Raw genomic sequence first — 17,192 nt, forward strand, 5'->3', positions numbered from 1 at the left:
GGCAACTCAATCAAATTTAGAACCGGGGACCAGTCGATCCGACCTCTCAGCGCTCCCCGGTCGACGTTTCTCTCAACCGGGCAACTCCTCCGCCCGCTTCCGCAGCGCGATCCGGTCGACTTTACGGTTGGAATTCAACGGGAAACTGTCCAGGTGAACGTATCGGCGCGGCAGTGTGCTGTGCGGCAGCACGGCGCGCACACCGTCGGCCAGCACCTGCTCCGGCGCTTCGTCGCCGGTGTAGAACACGACCAGCTCCGTTCCGTGTGGCGCGGGCCTGGTGACGGTGACCGCGTCGCGCACCCCTTCGCATCCGCGTACCACGTGGTCCACTTCCGCCAGCTCAACGCGCCAGCCGTGCACCTTCACCTGCGAGTCCAGGCGGCCGATATAGACGAGCTCGCCGTCGGGATGCGCGCGTACCCGGTCGCCCGTGCGGTACCAGCGCCGACCGTCGAACTCGACGAACCGGCCCTCGTCGTCGGCCGGATCGAGGTACCCGGACGCCATCTGCGGACCTGTGATCCACAGCTCGCCCTCGACGGAGGACTCCTCCCCCTGCTCAGTCACCAGGCGGAAGTCGTTGCCGTCATGCACCTTCCCGATCGGCACGGTGCCGTTGACGCCCCGCCTCTCCGACTCCTCGCCGGACCAACGGTGCCAGCAGATGCCGATCGAGAACTCGGTCGGCCCGTAGAGGTTCTCCAGCTTCGATCCGGGTGCGGCCGCCAGCCAGTCCACGACGTCCTGACAGCGCAGCGCCTCCCCGCCGAAGAACGACCACCTCAGGCCGGGCAGCGCGCCCTTCTCCAGCCCTCCCATCTCCCGGGCCATCCAGATACCGCTCGGCGTGGAGTGCCACACGGTGACCCCGTGCTCGGCGAGGTATGCGGGAAGATCCCGATACGCCGACAGCGGCACGGCCTGCATCATCGCGCCCGCACCCCACGCGGCGAACACGTCGTGGATGCCGGGGTCGAAATTGAGGTCGTAGGTCTGGGCGAACACGTCATCCGGACGGAAGTCGCACCGCTTGTCGAGCTGCTCGAAATAGTGCGCGAAACCGCGGTGCGAGATGGGAACTCCCTTTGGAGTCCCCGTCGAACCCGACGTGAAGAGAATGTAGGCCGGATCCGAAGGCGCCACTTGGACCGGCTCCGAGAGCTCCGGATGCGACGTCACCGGAATGGTCGGAAACCTGTCGGCGAAACCACCGGTGTCGAGGACCCGAACGGTCGTTTCCGCATCGGTGATCTCCGGCAGTACCTCCAGACCGCGTTCGTCGGCGAGCAGGGTGTCCACGCCGGCCACCTTGATCATCCGGCGGGTGAGCGCCGCGGGGAAGTTCGGCTGGAGCGGAACAACGGTGGCGCCCGCGTACAGCACCGCCAGTAGGCCCACATAGGACGTCCTGCTCTTGCCCGCCAGTACGCCTACCGACCTGGGAGAACCGTTCGCTATGAGCGACCCCGCCCAGTGCAATGCGGTGTTGTGCACCTCTCGATAGGTGACGATATCCGAACCGATCCGTACCGCGGGACGGTCCGGGGCCAGTTCCAGTCCGCGCAAGAATCGCTCGACCAATGTGAGAGACATAAACCTTGCCAACCCCTATCTCTCACGCTGTGAAAGTATTCTTCAGCGTGATGGTTAGTCTCCTATCTTCAAATCAGTAGATTACCGATCGGCACACCGAACTGTACTGACATCCGTCAGGTGCATCGGTTCGGAGTCGATGAGGGTGGTGGCGTTCGAGGTCGGGCGGCACGACCACCCCGACGAGGCCCCGTAACAGACGTCTCACCGCCATCCTCGTGAGACCGGCACCGGAACATGACACACTGCACGGCGTACTTTCGGCGCGTAGGGGAGGCGTGGCGTGAGTGAGCGGCGGCCCGCACCCACCGTGGGCCAAGTAGTGCTCGGCAAGCGTCTGCAGGAGCTCCGAGAGGCGGCCGGACTGGGACGTGACGAAGCCGCACGCGTGCTGCGCGTGGCCCCGGCGACGGTACGCCGGATGGAGACGGCCGAGGTCGCGCTGAAGATCCCGTACGTGCAGGTCCTGCTGGAGACGTACGGCGTCCCGGAGTGCGAGGCGGCCGACTTCGTCACCCTGGCCGAGGAGGCCAACCAGCCCGGCTGGTGGCAGCGCTTCCACGACGTGCTGCCGGACTGGTTCAGCCTGTACGTGAGCCTGGAGGGCGCCGCCCGCATCGTCCGCTCCTACGAGCCGCACTTCGTGCCGGGCCTGCTCCAGACCGAGGAGTACGCCCGTGCCGTACTGGAGGCGGGGACGATCGGGCAGACAGGGCCGGAGACGATAGAGCGGCATGTGTCGCTGCGCATGGAACGGCAGCGCCTGCTGGAGCGCCCGGACCCGCCCCACCTGTGGGTGATCATGGACGAGACGGTGCTGCGCCGTCCCGTGAGCCTCCGCGGCGAGGTGATGCGGGACCAGCTGGCCAAGCTCCTGGAGTTCGCCGAGCGGGACCGCGTCACGCTCCAGGTCGCCGAGTTCGCCTCCGGCCCGCACCCGGGGACGTACGCGCCGTTCAGCCTGTTCCGCTTCGGCGAGCCCGAGCTGCCCGACTTGGTGTACACGGAGTATCTGACCGGCGCCCTGTATCTGGACTCCCGCAGGGAGGTCGCCGCGCACCTGGAGGTTCTGGACCACATGTCGACGGCTGCCGCGTCGGCCGAGCGCACGAAGAAGATCCTGCGGGAGTGCCAAGCGGACTTCTGACCCCGAGGACGTCTGATCCGCAAGGACGTCTGAGCGGCGCGGACTTCTGCCCGGCGTACGGCAACCTTTCCCGCCGCCGCGGACGACCTACCTGTCCGAGACCGCAGACGAGCCCGAGGAGAACACCCCGCATGACCGGATCCGACGCCGCGCCCGACCGCATCGACACCAGTCGGCCGCATCCGGCCCGGGTGTACGACTGGTGGCTGGGCGGCAAGGACAACTACCCGGTGGACGAGGAGCTGGCCCGCAGGATCCTCGCCGTGGACAGCAGCGCCGTCCGCGGGGCGCGCGCCAACCGCCGGTTCATGCACCGGGCCGTCACCACGGTCGCCGAGGCCGGCATCCGCCAGTTCCTGGACATCGGCACGGGCATCCCCACCGAACCCAATCTGCACCAGGTGGCGCAGGGCGTGGCCCCGGAGGCGAGGGTGGTGTACGCGGACAACGATCCGATCGTCCTGCGCCACGCGCAGGCCCTGCTGCACAGCTCGGCCGAGGGCACCACCGCCTATGTGCACGCGGACGTCCGCGACGCCGACGCGCTGCTGGCCCGGGCGGGCGAGGCCCTGGACTTCGGTGCGCCCATCGCGCTGTCCCTGGTGGCACTGACCCACTATCTGGGCGACGAGCCCGACGGCGACGACGTCTACGGCCTGCTGGCGAAGTACGTCGCCGCGCTCGCGCCCGGCAGCTATCTGATCCTGTCCCAGGTGACGCCCGATCTGAACCCCGCCGCGATCGACAAGGCAGCCGAGCACTTCCGGCGCAGCGGCACCTCCTTCCACCCCCGCTCGCTCCCCGAGTTCTCCCGCTTCTTCGACGGTCTGGAGCTGCTCGGCCCCGGTGTGATCCCGGTGTCCGGCTGGCGCCCGGGCCTGGAGGACGTGGCGGCCCAGGCGGAGGGCATCGTGCCCGTGTACGCGGGGGTCGCCCGCAAGGTCTGACCCGTACGGGTGCGGTGAAGGGGTGCGCTCCCGCGCATCGCCCTAGGTTCGTGATCAGGGACCAGGGCAAGCAAGGGAGCGCCTGTGACCGACACGCGGACACCGCCCACCCCGCCCGCCGAGCCACCCCCCGAGCCCGGCGCGGCGCTGCTCAGGGCCGGCAGGTTCTTCCGGCCGGGTACGCCCGCGCCCGATCTGCACAGCGTCCGGCTGACCGGCGGGCGGGAGGCGGACGCCTTCTACCGGGACCGGTGGAGCCACGACAAGGTCGTGGACTCCACGCACGGCGTGAACTGCACCGGCTCCTGCCGCTGGAAGGTGTACGTCAAGGACGGCATCATCACCTGGGAGACCCAGCAGACCGACTATCCGAGCGTCGGCCCCGACCGCCCCGAGTACGAGCCCCGCGGCTGCCCTCGCGGCGCCGCCTTCTCCTGGTACACCTACTCCCCCACCCGGGTCCGCTACCCGTACGTCCGCGGCGTGCTCCTGGAGATGTACCGCGAGGCGAAGCAACGCCTCCGCGACCCCGTCCTGGCCTGGGCGGACGTCCAGAGCGACCCCGAGCGCCGCCGCCGCTACCAGCGGGCACGCGGCAAGGGTGGTCTGGTCCGGGCGAGTTGGGACGAGGCGATCGAGATCGTCGCCGCCGCACACGTCCACACCATCAGGACGTACGGCCCGGACCGCATCGCCGGTTTCTCCCCCATCCCCGCGATGTCGATGGTGTCGCACGCGGCGGGCGCCCGCTTCCACTCCCTGATCGGCGCCCCGATGCTGTCCTTCTACGACTGGTACGCCGACCTGCCCGTGGCCTCCCCGCAGGTCTTCGGCGACCAGACCGACGTGCCGGAGTCGGGCGACTGGTGGGACGCGGCGTATCTGATGATGTGGGGCTCGAACGTCCCGGTGACCCGCACCCCCGACGCGCACTGGATGGCGGAGGCCCGCTACCGGGGCCAGAAGGTCGTGGTGGTCGCCCCCGACTACGCCGACAACGCCAAGTTCGCCGACGAGTGGCTGCACCCGCACCCCGGGACGGACGGCGCGCTGGCCCTCGCCATGGGCCACGTCATCCTCAAGGAGTTCTTCGTCGACCGCGAGACACCGTTCTTCGCGGACTACGTACGGCAGTTCACCGACCTGCCCTTCCTGGTCACCCTGGAGGAACGGGACGGGGCCTACGTCCCCGCGAAGTTCCTGCGCGCCTCGGACCTGGGCCAGAGGGGCGCAAGCGCCGAGTGGAAGACGGTCGTACTGGACGCCGCGACGGGCCGCGCGGTCGCCCCGAACGGTTCTCTCGGCTTCCGCTGGTCCGAGTCGGGCGAGGGCAGGTGGAATCTCGAACTCGGCGACATACGCCCGCAGTTGAGCCTGTACGGCAGCGAGGTCTCGGCGGGTGTCGAGGTACTGCTGCCGCGCTTCGACACCGAGGGCGGGTCGCACGGGCAGGGGCGCGGGGACGTCGTACGGCGCGGTGTCCCGGCGACGAAGCTCGGCGGTGCGCACGGACCGCTGGTGACGACAGTCTTCGACCTGCTGCTCGCCCAGTACGGGGTGGGGCGGCGGGGACTGCCGGGCCGTTGGCCGGTGTCGTACGACGACGCCGACGCGCCCGGCACGCCCGCCTGGCAGGAGGCGCACACCTCGGTCCCGGCCGTCAGGTGCATACGCATCGCCCGGGAGTTCGCACGGACCGCCGAGCGGTCGAAGGGCCGCTGCATGATCCTGATGGGCGCCGGCACCAACCACTGGTTCCACTCCGAGACCATCTACCGCGCCTTTCTCGCCCTGCTGCAGCTCACCGGCTGCCAGGGCCGCAACGGCGGCGGCTGGGCGCACTACGTGGGCCAGGAGAAGTGCCGTCCGGTGACGGGCTGGGCGACGCTGGCGGCGGCGTCGGACTGGGCACGGCCGCCACGGCAGATGATCGGCACGGCGTACTGGTTCCTCAACACCGACCAGTGGCGCTACGACCGGTTCACGGCCGACGTGCTGGCCTCGCCGCTCGGCACGGGCCGGTTCCGGGGGATGACGGGCGCCGACTGCCTCGCGCTGTCGGCGCGCGTGGGATGGATGCCGTCGTATCCGACCTTCGACCGCAATCCGCTGGAGCTGGGCGAGACGTTCGGCGACCCGGTGTCGAGGGTGGTGGCCGAACTGCGGGCGGGCACCCTGAAGTTCGCCTGCGAGGACCCGGACGCGCCGGAGAACTGGCCGCGGGTGCTGACGCTGTGGCGGGCCAACCTGCTCGGCTCGTCGGCGAAGGGCGCCGAGTACTTCACCCGGCACCTGCTGGGCACGCACTCGTCCCTCCAGGCCGAGGAGGCTCCGCAGGACGTACGGCCGCGGGAGGTGACCTGGCGCGACGAGGCACCCGAGGGCAAGCTCGACCTGCTGCTGTCGCTGGACTTCCGGCAAACGTCGTCCACGCTGCTGTCGGACGTCGTGCTGCCCGCCGCGACCTGGTACGAGAAACACGACCTGTCCAGCACGGACATGCACCCCTACGTCCACTCCTTCACCCCGGCCGTGGATCCGCCGTGGCAGGCGCGCACCGACTTCGACACCTTCAAGGCGCTGGCCGAGCGGCTGAGTGAGCTCGCCGTCGGCCATCTGGGGGTGCGGAAAGACCTGGTCGCGACGCCGCTCCAGCACGACACCCCCGGCGAGATCGCCCAGCCGGGCGGCGTCGTGCTGGACTGGCGGCGCGGGGAGTGCGATCCGGTCCCCGGGCGGACCATGCCTCAGCTGACCGTCGTGGAGCGGGACTACACGGCGATCGGCGCCAGGTTCACGACGCTGGGCCCGCTGGCCGAGCAGCTCGGCCTGCCCGCCAAGGGCATCACGCTGAAGCCGGACGAGGAGGTCGAGGACCTCCGGCACCTGAACGGCGTGACCCCCGACGGCCGCCCCTCCCTCGATACGGCCGTGAAGGCGGCGAACACCATCCTCGCCCTCTCCGGCACCACCAACGGCCGCCTCGCCACCCAGGGCTTCCGCACGCTGGAGGCCCGCACCGGGCAGGAGATGGCGCACCTGGCGGCCGAGCACGAGGGCAAGCGGGTCACGTACGCGGACACGCAGGCGGCGCCCGTGCCGGTGATCACGTCACCGGAGTGGTCCGGCAGCGAGTCGGGCGGGCGCCGCTACACCGCCTTCACCCTCAACACCGAGCATCTCAAGCCCTGGCACACCCTCACCGGCCGCCAGCACTTCTTCCTGGACCACGACTGGATCCACGAACTCGGCGAGGCGCTCCCCGTGTACCGGCCACCGCTGGACATGAACCAGCTGTTCGGCGAGCCGCGCCTCGGCCCTGACGGGCAGCGGGAGGTGACGGTCCGCTACCTCACGCCGCACAACAAGTGGTCCATCCACTCCGAGTACCAGGACAACCTCTTCATGCTGGCCCTCTCCCGCGGCGGCCAGAACATCTGGATGTCCCCGCAGGACGCGGAGGCGATCGGTGTCGTGGACAACGACTGGGTGGAGGCGGTCAACCGCAACGGCGTCGTCGTCGCCCGAGCCGTCGTCTCGCACCGGATGCCGGCCGGCACCGTCTACATGCACCACGCGCAGGAACGCACGGTCGCCGTTCCGAGGACCGAGACCACCGGCAGGCGCGGCGGCATCCACAACTCACTCACCCGGTTGATCCTCAAACCGTCCCATCTCGTCGGCGGCTACGCCCAGCTCTCCTGGGCGTTCAACTACCTGGGCCCGACGGGCAACCAGCGCGACGAGGTGACGGTGGTCCGCCGCCGCAGCCAGGAGGTCGAGTACTGATGCGCCCGATGGCCCAGATCGCGATGGTCATGAACCTCGACAAGTGCATCGGCTGCCACACCTGCTCGGTCACTTGCAAGCAGGCGTGGACCAACCGGCGGGGCATGGAGTACGTCTGGTTCAACAACGTGGAGACCCGCCCCGGCCAGGGCTATCCCCGCCGCTACGAGGACCAGGAGCGGTGGCGCGGCGGCTGGGAGCTGAACCGGCGCGGCGCGCTGAAGCTGAAGGCGGGCGGCCGGATCCGCAAGCTCGCCGGGATCTTCTCCAATCCCGAACTCCCGGAGATCAAGGACTACTACGAGCCCTGGACGTACGACTACAAGAACCTCACCGACGCCCCGCTGGGCGACGACTTCCCGGTCGCCCAGCCGATCTCGCAGCTCGACGGCAAACCGATGAAGATCGAGTGGTCGGCGAACTGGGACGACAATCTCGCGGGCGCCCCGGCCTACGGCGACTTCGACCCGATGGCCGAGCGGGCGCGCCGGCATGCCTCGGACAAGGTGCGGTTCGAGTTCGAGCAGACCTTCATGTTCTATCTGCCGCGCATCTGCGAGCACTGCCTCAACCCGTCTTGCGTGGCGTCCTGCCCGTCCGGGGCGATGTACAAGCGGGCGGAGGACGGCATCGTCCTCGTCGACCAGGACCAGTGCCGGGGCTGGCGGATGTGCGTGACGGGATGCCCGTACAAGAAGGTGTACTTCAACCACCGCACCGGCAAGGCCGAGAAGTGCACGCTGTGCTATCCGCGGGTCGAGGTCGGTCTGCCGACGGTCTGCTCGGAGACGTGCGTGGGCCGGCTGCGGTATCTCGGGGTGGTGCTGTACGACGCCGACAGGGTGACCGCCGCGGCATCGGTGCGCAGCGAACGGGACCTGTACGAGGCGCAGTTGGGTGTCTTCCTCGACCCCGAGGACGCCGGGGTGCGGCACGCGTGCGACGCGGCGGGGATCCCGTACGACTGGGTGGAGGCGGCCCGCCGCTCCCCCGTGCACGCGCTGATCAGCAAGTACCGGGTCGCGCTCCCGCTGCACCCGGAGTACCGGACGATGCCGATGGTCTGGTACATACCGCCGCTCTCCCCGGTGGTGGACGCGCTGAGCGAGACCGGGCACGACGGTGAGGACGCCGGGAACCTGTTCGGGGCGATCGACAGCCTGCGCATTCCGCTGGAGTACCTGGCGGAGATGTTCACGGCCGGTGACATCGGTCCGGTCCGGTCCTCGCTGGAGAAGCTCGCCGCGATGCGCGCCCACATGCGGGCGATCAACCTCGGTGAGGAGCCGGATCCTTCCGTGCCGGACGCCGTGGGCATGCAGGCGCGTGAGATCGAGGAGATGTACCGGCTGCTGGCGATCGCCAAGTACGAGGACCGGTACGTGATTCCGACCGCGGCCGTCGCGGACGCCCGGCGGCTGGAGGAATCGGCGCTCCCCGAGGGGTGCAGCCTCGACTACGACGGCGGGCCCGGGATGGGCGGGGACGGCCCCTTCGGCCAGGACTCGGGCCGCAAGCTGCTGCCGCTGGTGCCGGTGGAGAACTTCCACCTCCTGCGCCGACGGCAGACCGCGGACGACACGGCCGACACCACCCCCACAGCCGATGCCACAGCCGAACCCGAGGAGGCCTGATGCCGTCCTTCGAGGTGCTCTACCAGGCGGCCGCCCTCTGCCTGACCTACCCCGACGACGACTTCCGCGCCCGACTGCCGCTGCTGCGCGAGGCGGCCCCGCAACTGCGGGAGTTCACCGACCACGCGGCCGTGACACCACCCACCGAACTGGCCGCGCACTACGTGCAGGTCTTCGACCTCAAGAACCGTCACAGCCTGTATCTGAGCTGGTGGCGCGACGGGGACACCCGGCGGCGCGGCATGTCACTGGTCCGCTTCAAGGACCTCTACCGCGACCACGGCCTGGAGTTCACCGGCGAGGAGCTGCCCGACTTCCTGCCCGCGGTACTGGAGTTCGCGGCCCGCACCGGCAACACCGATCTCCTGCTGGAACACCGGGACTGCCTGGACCAGCTCCGCGCACGGCTCACCGACTTCGGCACACCGTACGCGTCCGTACTGGACGCCGTGTGCGCCACCCTGCCGACCGCGCAGCCGGGGACGCGCCCATGACCACACTCCTCTGGGGCGTCCTGCCCTACGTCACCTTCGTCCTGCTGGTCGCCGGCCTGTTCTGGCGGCACCGCTACGACCGCTTCGGCTGGACCACCCGCTCGTCCCAGGTGTACGAGTCGAGGCTCCTGAACATCGCCTCGCCCGCCTTCCACTACGGCATCCTCTTCGTGCTGGTCGGCCATGTCGTCGGGCTGTTCGTCCCCGAGTCGTGGACGGGCACCGTCGGCGTGAGCGAGCACACCTACCACCTGTTCTCGCTCTACGGCGGTACGGCGGCCGGCCTCGTCACGGTCGGCGGGATCGCGCTGCTGCTCTACCGCCGCCGCACCCGGGCTCCGGTGTTCCGGGCGACGACCGCCAACGACAAGGCGATGTACGTCGTGCTGGTCGCGGCGATCGTGCTGGGCATGGTCGCCAAGCTGACCCACTCCTCCGGCGACGGCTACGACTACCGCCAGTCCATCGCCCCGTGGGCCCGCAGCCTGTTCACCCTCAGCCCGGACACCGACCTGATGGCCGGCGTGCCGGTCCTGTACCAGGTCCACGCGCTGATCGGCATGGCACTGATCGCGCTGGTGCCGTACACCCGGCTGGTGCACATGTTCAGCGCGCCGGTGCAGTATCTGTTCCGGCCGTACCTGGTGTACCGCAGCCGGGACCCCCGACAGCTGGGCCCCCGGCCGGAGCGGCGCGGGTGGGAGAAGACCGACGCCTAGCGCCTAGGCGGCACCGCCCTTCGCGTCCCGGTCGTCGTCGACGATCTCGGCGTCCACCACGTCGTCGTCCTGCGGTGAGGTCTGTTCCGTGCCACTGCCGGTGCCCGCACCGGCGCCGGCGTCGGCACCGGTCGCTGTCTGCTGGGTCTGGGCGTACATGGCCTGGCCCATCTTCTGGCTCACCGTGGCGAGTTTCTCGATGCCGGTGCGCAGGGCGTTCGTCTCGGCGCTCTCCGCCAGGAGCTGCTTCAGCTCAGCTGCCGCCGACTCGACCTCCGACCTGGTGTCCGCGGGGACCTTGTCCTCGTTGTCGCGGACGAACTTCTCGGTCTGGTAGACGAGTTGCTCGGCCTGGTTCCTCGTCTCGGCCGCCTCGCGGCGCTTGCGGTCCTCCTCGGCGTACTCCTCGGCGTCCCGCATCATGCGGTCGATGTCGTCCTTCGGCAGGGCCGAGCCGCCCGTCACCGTCATCTTCTGCTCGCGGCCGGTCGCCATGTCCTTCGCGGAGACGTGCATGATCCCGTTGGCGTCGATGTCGAAGGCGACCTCGATCTGCGGGACACCGCGCGGGGCCGGGGGCAGACCCGTGAGGTCGAAGACGCCGAGCTTCTTGTTGTACGCCGCGATCTCGCGTTCGCCCTGGTAGACCTGGATGCCGACCGAGGGCTGGTTGTCGGTGGCCGTGGTGAAGATCTCCGAACGCCGGGTGGGAATGGTCGTGTTGCGTTCGATGAGCTTGGTCATGATGCCGCCCTTGGTCTCGATGCCGAGGGACAGCGGGGTGACGTCGAGCAGGAGGACGTCCTTGACGTCGCCACGGATGACACCCGCCTGGAGAGCCGCGCCGACGGCCACGACCTCGTCGGGATTGACGCCCTTGTGCGGGTCCTTGCCCGTCAGTTCCTTCACCAGGTCGGTGACGGCGGGCATCCGGGTGGAGCCGCCGACGAGGATGACGTGGTCGACCGCGGAGAGCTTGATGCCGGCGTCCTTGACCGCCTGGTGGAAGGGGGTCTTGCAGCGGTCGAGGAGGTCCGCGGTGAGCTCCTGGAACTGGGCGCGGGTCAGTTTCTCGTCGAGGTGGAGGGGGCCCTCGGCGGAGGCGGTGATGTACGGCAGGTTGATCGTCGTCTCGGACGAGGAGGACAGCTCGATCTTGGCTTTCTCGGCGCCCTCGCGCAGCCGTTGCAGCGCCATCTTGTCGTTGCCGAGGTCGATGCCGTTCTGCCCCTTGAACTTCTTCACCAGGTGCTCGACGACCCGCTGGTCCCAGTCGTCGCCGCCCAGATGAGTGTCACCGTTCGTGGCCTTGACCTCGATGACGCCGTCACCGATCTCCAGCAGCGAGACGTCGAAGGTGCCGCCGCCGAGGTCGAAGACCAGCACCGTCTGCTCCTCGCCCCGGTCGAGGCCGTAGGCGAGGGCGGCGGCCGTGGGCTCGTTGATGATCCGCAGGACCTTCAGGCCCGCGATCTCCCCGGCCTCCTTCGTCGCCTGCCGCTGGGAGTCGTCGAAGTACGCCGGGACCGTGATCACCGCGTCGGTGACGTCCTCGCCGAGATAGGACTCGGCGTCCCGCTTGAGCTTCTGCAACACCCGGGCGGACAGCTCCTGCGCCCGGTAGCGGGTGCCGTCGATGTCGCCCTGGCCCGGGAAGCGCCAGGTCCCTTCGCCCATGTGCCGCTTCACGGAGCGGGCGGTGCGCTCGATGTTCGTCACCGCCTGCCGTTTGGCCACCTCCCCCACGAGCACCTCGCCGTTCTTGGCGAAGGCCACGACCGACGGTGTGGTCCTGGCTCCCTCCGCGTTGGCGACGACTGTGGGTTCGCCGCCCTCCAGGACGGCGACCACCGAGTTCGTGGTCCCGAGATCGATCCCGACCGCGCGTGCCATCGCTGTCCCCTTCCGCCAGGGCGCCCCTTGAACTCCAGCACAAAACTTGAGTGGGTTCTTGTCAATGGGACGAGTGACCGGGGGGCCGGCTACCAAACGAGAACTGAGCGCCCGCTCAGTCTCTGGGGCCCTGGGGGGCAGGCCCGCAGGGCCGCCCCCCCAGGGGCGCGGGGAACTGCGCGACAAGCCCCCCAGGGCGCCGCAGCCGCCACACAGCCGCCGCGGCACCCCCTCGGGCGACCCGCTACACCCGCTACACCAGCTACACCAGCTTCGCCGACAGAGTGATGTTCGTGCCGGTCAGCGCCTGACTCACCGGACAGTTCTTCTTCGCATCCTCCGCCGCCGCAGCGAAGCCCTCGGCATCGAGACCCGGCACCGTCCCCTCGACGGTGAGGTGAATCCCCGTGATCCCCTCCCCCGGCTGGAAGTTCACGTCGGCCGAGGTGACGAGCTTGGCCGGCGGCGTCCCGGCACCCGCCAGAGCGTGCGACAGCGCCATCGAGAAGCAGCTGGAGTGCGCGGCCGCGATCAGCTCCTCAGGGCTGGTCTTGCCGTTGGCGTCCTGGGAGCGCGAGGCCCATGTGACCGGCTGGGCGGCGATGGCACCTGAAGAGTCGAAGTTGACGACACCGTTGCCCTCGAGCAGGTTGCCTTCCCAGACGGTGTGTGCGGAGCGCGTGGTAGCCACGATTCTTCCTTTCGCGTGGGGGCCCGTTTCCTGGGTCCGTTCCCCTATCCGATCACACTCCGGCGCACCGCACCTGGAAGACCGGCCTACGCGGGGTGAACGGCAGGTGGCGTGCAGCATCTCGGGGGCCGCCGATTTTCAGGCGGCCCGTTCCTCCGGCTCCGCCCCCAACGGCACCTGGGGCCCGTTCGATTCCCGCAGCCAGCGGCGCAGCACGCGGTGCACGTGCTCGGCGCCCACGAGGTCCTCCCCGTCACCGGCCGGCGCGGAGAAGACGACCGGCGACAGCAGGAACGGCTTCCCCTGCGCCCCGCCGAGTCCGCCGTGCGAGCCGATCTGCTCCTCGAAGGCGAGGACCTCGCCGCCCTCGGCCGGGTCGTACGCGGAGTTGACCATGATGTCGGCGGCGTTCGGGAACGAGTGCGTGCGGCGTACGGCGTCGGCGGCGCCCGGCCCGAAGATCTTCAACGGCCCCGGATCGTCGTCCAGTCGGTCCAGCGGGACCTCCGCGCCGTACGCGCCCAGCACCACCCCGCCGTGCTCCTCGCTGCGGACGAGCAGGAATCCGACGCCGGGGTGGTTGGCGAGGGTGGTGAGCAGGGCCGGGTGGCGGGCGTCGATCTCCTCCTTGGTCATCCGGTGCGGCACGTCCGGGAAGGAGATCAGGCCGAGGTTGCCGGACGCGAGCACGATCGGCTCCGAGCGGCGGGAGGGGCGACGCTGCTCACCGCCCTCCTCGACGGGTCGGCGCAGCGCCGCGCGGACGGCCGCACGGGCCTCGGCGCCGCTGTGGGTGCGCTGCGCCCTGCGCGGCACGGGCAGCCCGCAGCCGGCCCGCACCAGATCGCCGAGGCCGAGTCCGTAGCGGGACCGGAAGGTCTCGCCGGGGCTCTGGCCGTGGTCCGACAGCACGACGATCCGGTACGGCCGCGGCGCGTGCTCGGCGACGTTCTCGATCAACGCGAGCGCCCGGTCGAGGCGTTCGAGGACCTGGTCGGCGTCCCGGCTGCACGGCCCGGAGTGGTGCGCCACCTCGTCGTACGCCACGAGGTCGGCGTACACGGCGGTGCGGCCGGCGAGCATGTCGCCCATCACCGCGGCCACGACGACGTCTCGCTCGACGACGGTCGCGAAGGCGCGGACGAAAGGGTAGAGGCCGCCGCGGGAGACGCGCGGGCGGACCTTTCGGACGCGGGCCCGGGAGGACTGGCCGATCTCGCGGCCGACCTCGGCGATGAAGGACAGGGCCGTGCGCACGGCGTTGGCCGGGTCGGAGAAGTAGGCGAAGTAGCCCGCGCGGGAACGGTTCTCACGGCCGCGCCGCCTGGTGGCGATGGACAGCACGAGGGCCTGCTCGTCGGCGCCGCCGCTGAAGAGGTTGCCGCGGCTGGCGCCGTCGGCGGTGAGCAGTCCGCCGTCGCCGGTGCGGTCGATGGCGCGGCGCTGGAGTTCGGCGGCGTTGGCGGGACGGTTGCAGACCATCACCTCACGGCCGGCCTTCTCGTACCAGCGGAAGGCGGGGACGTCGTGGTTGCTGCCGTGCAGGATGCCGAGCTGGCTGGCGCCGGTCTGGCTGGACCAGTCGGTGCGCCAGGGGGTGAGCCGGTGGGTGGGGCGGGCGGGGGCGCCGGGGCTGTCTCCGGTCCCGCTGCCCGCGGCGCTGCCCAGCCAGCGGGCGACCGTCGGCATCAGGTCCTTGCCGACGGCGTCGAGGAGGACGTCGTGGCCGACGCCGTCGAGCTGGATGAAGACGGTGCCGGGGCTGGACGGGCCCGGCGGCAGGGCCCTGCGGCGGCGGTCGGCCAGGCGGTACAGCCGGCGCCTGTACGCGTCGTCGTCCCGTACGGCAAGGGCGGCGCCGGTGGCCGACGCCACGGCGGACATCACGGCGGCGACGATGACGGCGGTCTCGGGGGCGGCCTCGCTGTCGCCGGAGGGCACGAGACGCAGGGCGACGATGAGCAGCGAGCCGTTGAGGAAGAAGACGAGGAGGCCGAGCACCAGCGCGGGCACGAGCAGCAGGAGCCGTACGAGAAGAGGCCAGACCAGCGCGGACAGCAGACCGAAGGCACCGGCGCCGAGGGCCGCGGTCATGGCGATGCTGGTGGCGCTGTCGCCGTCGGCGGACTGGAGTTGGAAGTCGGGGAGGACGCCGGCGAGCACGAGCATGGTGACGGTCGAGACCGCCCATACGGTGACGCTCCGCCCTACCTGACTGACGACCCGTCGCCAACGGCCACCACGCACAGCCCACCTCCCGGCCCCATTCTCTCGCCCCCGCCGCCCCTACCCGCCCCATCCCTGGGGCGGAGCCCCGGGAGGGGCGCGGGGAACTGCGCGACCGGCCACGACGGCGCCGCAGACGCCAGACGACCTTTCAACGGCCGTCGTAACCCGCTGTCGGCATCGACAGTCTTCGGTGTACCCGGGCCTTCATCTGCGCGTCGTACGAGGGTTCGGCCCGCCCCACGATCTCCACCCGCACCCCCCGGCGCGCGCACTCCGCGGTGAACTCCTCGACGGACGACAACGCGCTCTCCAGCACTCTCCGGCTGGGCGCCACGAACAGGTCGAGGCCCGGGTGGACGCCCTCCCACAGCACGCTGTGGTCGGCCCGCAACCGGCGTACGAGAAGCTCGCGCGCGACGACGTACCCGTGCTCGGCGGCCCAGCGCGCGCACATCGCGTGCTGGCTGCGGGAGTCCACCAGGAAGGGGTCGGCGTCCAGCTCTTCGAGCGGCGTCAGACTGGCGATCGCCGTCACGCGCACTACGGATGCCCCCATGGCGTCCCCCTCACCTCCGGGTTTCGCCGCCGACCCTACTGCAGCCCGTACGCTTCGGGGAGTCGCGTGAAGGAGGCAAAGAAGGTGCCGGTGGAGATCACGTGGTGGGGGCACGCCACCTGCACGGTCGAGGATTCGAACATGCGCGTTCTCACCGACCCTTTGTTCGCACGCCGGCTCGCGCACCTTCGTCGCCGCCGGGGCGCGCCGCCACCGCCCGCCGCCTGGCGCGCGGATGTCGCCGTGGTCTCCCACCTGCACGCCGACCATCTGCATGTCCCGTCCCTGGCCAGGCTGGAGCGGGGCACCCGCCTGCTCGTGCCCCGGGGCGCGCTCCGGGCGGTGCCGGGCCTGCGCCGGCTCACGCACCTGCAGGTGAGCGAGGTGGAGCCGGGGGATGTGACGACGGTGGGCGGTCTGGCCGTACGGGCCGTGCCCGCGCGGCACGACGGGCGGCGGCTGCCGGTCGGCCCGCGTCGCGCCCCCGCCCTCGGCTATGTCATCGAGGGCGAGGCTCGGACGTACTTCGCCGGGGACACCGGGCTGTTCGACGCGATGGCGAAGGAGGTCGGGCCGGTCGACGTGGCGCTGCTGCCGGTCGGCGGCTGGGGACCGTATCTCGGGGAAGGGCACCTCGACGCGGGGCGGGCGGCCGAGGCACTGGCCCGGCTCGCGCCGCGCAGCGCGGTGCCGGTGCACTACGGCACGTACTGGCCGATCGGCATGGACGCCGTACGCCCCCATGAATTCCACGCACCCGGCGACGAGTTCGCACGGCTCGCGGCGGAGCGCGCGCCCGGCGTTTCGGTGCATCGGCTCGCGCACGGGGAGCGCGTGCGCCCGGAGGTGGCGCGGTGACGCTGCTGGCCGCCGCCACGACGGTGGTGCCGACGCAGTCGACGCAGCAGGCGATCGGCTATCCGTCGCTGTTCCTGCTGGTGCTGATCGGGGCGCTGGTGCCGGTGATCCCGACGGGCGCGCTGGTGAGTTCGGCGGCGGTGGTGGCGTTTCATCAGACGGCACCGTTCTCGCTGGCGCTGGTGTTCGTGACGGCGTCGACGGCCGCGTTCCTGGGGGACGCGACGTTGTACTGGCTGGGGCGGCGTGGCATGGGCTCGAAGAACGGCTCGCGCTGGCTGGAGGCGATCCGCTCGCGTGCGCCGGAGGACCGGCTCACGCAGGCGCAGGAAAAGCTCGCCGCGCATGGGGTGGCGGTGCTGGTGCTGTCCCGGCTGGTGCCGGCGGGGCGGTTGCCGGTGATGTTGGCGTGTCTGCTGGCGACGTGGCCGATGCGGAGGTTTGCGCGCGGGAACTTGCCGGCCTGCCTGGCCTGGGCTGTGACGTATCAGTTGATCGGGATTCTTGGCGGGTCGCTGTTCTCGGAGCCTTGGGAGGGTGTGGTTGCGGCGGTGGCGCTGACGCTGGTCATCAGTGTGGCGCCCAGTGTGTGGAGGCGGGTTCGATCTGCCCGGTGATGTTCGTTGCGGGGTGCGGACC

At 70.4% G+C, this 17,192-nt stretch carries 13 protein-coding genes; 8 read left to right on the forward strand and 5 right to left on the reverse strand.

The annotated features are described in order from the left end of the window. Positions 1–72: 72 nt before the first annotated feature. Positions 73–1,569: an AMP-binding protein gene (locus ADK36_RS13190; RefSeq protein ID WP_338060778.1), complete on the reverse strand. Its 1,497-nt coding sequence runs from the start codon at positions 1,567–1,569 to the stop codon at positions 73–75. Positions 1,570–1,879: 310 nt separating this feature from the next. Here ADK36_RS13190 and ADK36_RS13195 point away from each other — a divergent pair, with 310 nt between their 5' ends. The 6 genes from ADK36_RS13195 (at position 1,880) to narI (ending at position 10,326) form a co-directional block, all read left to right on the forward strand. Next, positions 1,880–2,743, forward strand: coding sequence for a helix-turn-helix domain-containing protein (locus ADK36_RS13195; RefSeq protein WP_078942525.1), 864 nt, complete (start codon positions 1,880–1,882; stop codon positions 2,741–2,743). Positions 2,744–2,874: 131 nt separating this feature from the next. Then, positions 2,875–3,690 (forward strand): SAM-dependent methyltransferase, encoded by an 816-nt coding sequence (locus ADK36_RS13200; protein ID WP_048579386.1) that lies wholly within the window; start codon positions 2,875–2,877, stop codon positions 3,688–3,690. 84 nt (positions 3,691–3,774) lie between these two features. Beyond that, on the forward strand, positions 3,775–7,479 hold the full coding sequence (locus tag ADK36_RS13205; protein WP_053197580.1) for a nitrate reductase subunit alpha: 3,705 nt from the start codon (positions 3,775–3,777) through the stop codon (positions 7,477–7,479). Next, complete coding sequence (gene narH, locus ADK36_RS13210; RefSeq protein ID WP_053197582.1) at positions 7,479–9,113, forward strand: nitrate reductase subunit beta; 1,635 nt, start codon at positions 7,479–7,481, stop codon at positions 9,111–9,113. The genes ADK36_RS13205 and narH overlap by 1 nt, the downstream gene beginning before the upstream one ends. Further along, on the forward strand, positions 9,113–9,607 hold the full coding sequence (narJ, locus tag ADK36_RS13215) for a nitrate reductase molybdenum cofactor assembly chaperone (protein WP_048579389.1): 495 nt from the start codon (positions 9,113–9,115) through the stop codon (positions 9,605–9,607). Before narH ends, narJ begins: the two co-directional genes overlap by 1 nt. Beyond that, positions 9,604–10,326: a respiratory nitrate reductase subunit gamma gene (narI, locus tag ADK36_RS13220; RefSeq protein ID WP_048579390.1), complete on the forward strand. Its 723-nt coding sequence runs from the start codon at positions 9,604–9,606 to the stop codon at positions 10,324–10,326. Before narJ ends, narI begins: the two co-directional genes overlap by 4 nt. A gap of 3 nt (positions 10,327–10,329) precedes the next feature. Here the strand turns inward: narI and dnaK are convergent, their stop codons facing one another. The 4 genes from dnaK to ADK36_RS13240 all read right to left on the reverse strand — a co-directional run bounded on the left by dnaK (position 10,330) and on the right by ADK36_RS13240 (position 15,695). After that, positions 10,330–12,219, reverse strand: coding sequence for a molecular chaperone DnaK (gene dnaK / locus ADK36_RS13225; protein WP_048579391.1), 1,890 nt, complete (start codon positions 12,217–12,219; stop codon positions 10,330–10,332). A gap of 262 nt (positions 12,220–12,481) precedes the next feature. Then, positions 12,482–12,910 carry an OsmC family protein gene (locus ADK36_RS13230; RefSeq protein WP_048579392.1) on the reverse strand — a complete coding sequence of 143 codons (429 nt, stop codon included), beginning with the start codon at positions 12,908–12,910 and terminating at the stop codon, positions 12,482–12,484. Positions 12,911–13,048: 138 nt separating this feature from the next. After that, on the reverse strand, positions 13,049–15,157 hold the full coding sequence (locus ADK36_RS13235; protein WP_048579393.1) for a phage holin family protein: 2,109 nt from the start codon (positions 15,155–15,157) through the stop codon (positions 13,049–13,051). A gap of 130 nt (positions 15,158–15,287) precedes the next feature. Then, entirely contained in the window at positions 15,288–15,695 is a 408-nt protein-coding gene (locus ADK36_RS13240) for a hypothetical protein (protein ID WP_048579394.1), read from the reverse strand. An 84-nt stretch (positions 15,696–15,779) separates the two neighbouring features. On the opposite strand from ADK36_RS13240, the gene ADK36_RS13245 reads away from it, so the two are divergent. Together ADK36_RS13245 and ADK36_RS13250 are read left to right on the forward strand one after the other, a co-directional pair. After that, positions 15,780–16,553 (forward strand): MBL fold metallo-hydrolase, encoded by a 774-nt coding sequence (locus ADK36_RS13245; RefSeq protein ID WP_053197770.1) that lies wholly within the window; start codon positions 15,780–15,782, stop codon positions 16,551–16,553. Then, positions 16,550–17,170: a DedA family protein gene (locus tag ADK36_RS13250; protein ID WP_053197584.1), complete on the forward strand. Its 621-nt coding sequence runs from the start codon at positions 16,550–16,552 to the stop codon at positions 17,168–17,170. Before ADK36_RS13245 ends, ADK36_RS13250 begins: the two co-directional genes overlap by 4 nt. The last annotated feature ends 22 nt before the right edge of the window (positions 17,171–17,192 follow it).

Source organism: Streptomyces viridochromogenes, from assembly GCF_001270495.1.
Taxonomy (GTDB): Bacteria; Actinomycetota; Actinomycetes; order Streptomycetales; family Streptomycetaceae; genus Streptomyces; species Streptomyces viridochromogenes_A.